The sequence below is a fragment of the Acinetobacter sp. P1(2025) genome (assembly GCF_051390655.1).
GTDB classification, from domain to species: Bacteria; Pseudomonadota; Gammaproteobacteria; order Pseudomonadales; family Moraxellaceae; genus Acinetobacter; species Acinetobacter junii.
In genome coordinates this window covers 1-1481 of the sequence record NZ_JBPKBJ010000149.1, presented here as the reverse complement: position 1 = coordinate 1481, position 1481 = coordinate 1, and the positions used below count along the sequence as shown (strand labels likewise).

General features: G+C 33.3%; 1 protein-coding gene and 1 pseudogene. Both read left to right on the top strand.

The genetic code is table 11. From position 1 onward, the window contains the following. Positions 1-171: 171 nt before the first annotated feature. The gene (locus ACSC97_RS18095; RefSeq protein WP_436662331.1) at positions 172-600 is read left to right on the top strand and encodes a low molecular weight protein-tyrosine-phosphatase; all 429 of its coding nucleotides are present in this window, start codon (positions 172-174) and stop codon (positions 598-600) included. Between the two features lie 16 nt (positions 601-616). Continuing rightward, positions 617-1372: pseudogene (locus ACSC97_RS18090) on the top strand (Wzz/FepE/Etk N-terminal domain-containing protein); the annotation flags it as partial. Positions 1373-1481 lie beyond the last annotated feature (109 nt).

Here is a 1481-nt window from a genome sequence, read left to right as displayed (position 1 = left end):
CAAGATACGATAAGCTAAAACGTAACTATCAAAGCGCTGTTGCTTTAGCTTGTATATTTATATGGTTGCCTCTTTAGCTCAATTTATCGGCTGTAAATGTCAACACACCCTAATCAAATTGTTCCATTTTCTAATGCTGTCACTAGCTTTGACCGTTTAGGACAACTATAAATGGAGATAAGAAATATTTTAGTTGTTTGTATTGGAAATATTTGTCGTAGTCCTATGGCAGAATATCTACTAAAACAGGATTATCCTCATCTATCAATAGAATCAGCTGGTATTTCTGGACTTTCAGGTCACCCTGCCGATGACAAAGCACAATTATGTATGCAACATTTAAGTATTGATATGAGTGGGCATATCGCTAAGAAATTAAATGCTGAACATTTAAAAAAAGCAGATCTAATTCTGGTGATGAGCAAAAATCAGCAAGCTCATATTGAACAAACTTGGCCTTTTGCTAAAGGAAAAGTTTTCCGCTTAGGCCATTGGCAAAATAAAAATGTGCCAGACCCATATCAGCATGATCAGGCCTTTTTCGATGAGACATGTCAGCTTATTCAACAGTGTGTCACTGATTGGAAAAATTATATTTAACTTTTAGATTAAGATTATGAGCCAAAATACCAATACTGAAGACACAATTGACTTGAAAGAGCTTTTTTTCTCTTTTATTGCTCAATGGAAATTAATTGCTTTATTTATCATTCTTAGTCTTGTGTGTGCACTTTTGTACCTTCGTGCAACACCTGATACCTATTCAGTTGATGCTTTAGTCCAAGTGGAAGACAGTAAAGGGGCTTCAGCTGCTTTATTGGGTAGCTTGTCACAAACAATTGATCAAAAATCACCCGCTCAGTCTGAAATTGAAATTTTAAAATCCCGTTTAGTTTTAGGATCAGTGATTCAAGCACTTCATCTTGATTTAAATATTTCAAGTACAGAAGATACTTTACGTAATCGTTTATTGAAAAAACCACATTACATAACCGAATATAATCCTAAATCCGTTATCTTTAAAGATAATACCAAGCAGTTTGAAGTCCGAGACTTTCTAATACCCAATCAATTTATTGATAAAGGACTTACACTTACTTTCAAAAATCGGAACTTTTTTTTAGTAGATCCCCAAAATGATCAAATTATATTTACTGGCATCATTAATCAATCCAATTCCATTCAGAATAAATATGGCTCATGGAAAATAAGTGTTTTTACAAAAGATAATTTAACCAGTGCATACCGAATTCATAAGAAATCTTTACCCGCTGCTGTCAATGCTATTAGTTCAAATTATACAGTTGCGGAAAGAGGAAAAATGACTGGAATTCTTGGTTTAAGTTATCAAGGCCAAGATAAACAACATATTATAGGACTTACGCACTATTATTTATAGACTCTCTGTGGTAGCAGATGATTTTTATCGAGAATAAAGTCATCAATGAAGTTTTTGATCATTGGTCTAAATAATTTCTTCT

Excerpts from the sequence above, each read along its gene's own strand:
- ACSC97_RS18095 (WP_436662331.1), top strand. The coding sequence starts at position 172 with ATGGAGATAAGAAATATTTTAGTTGTTTGTATTGGAAATATTTGTCGT.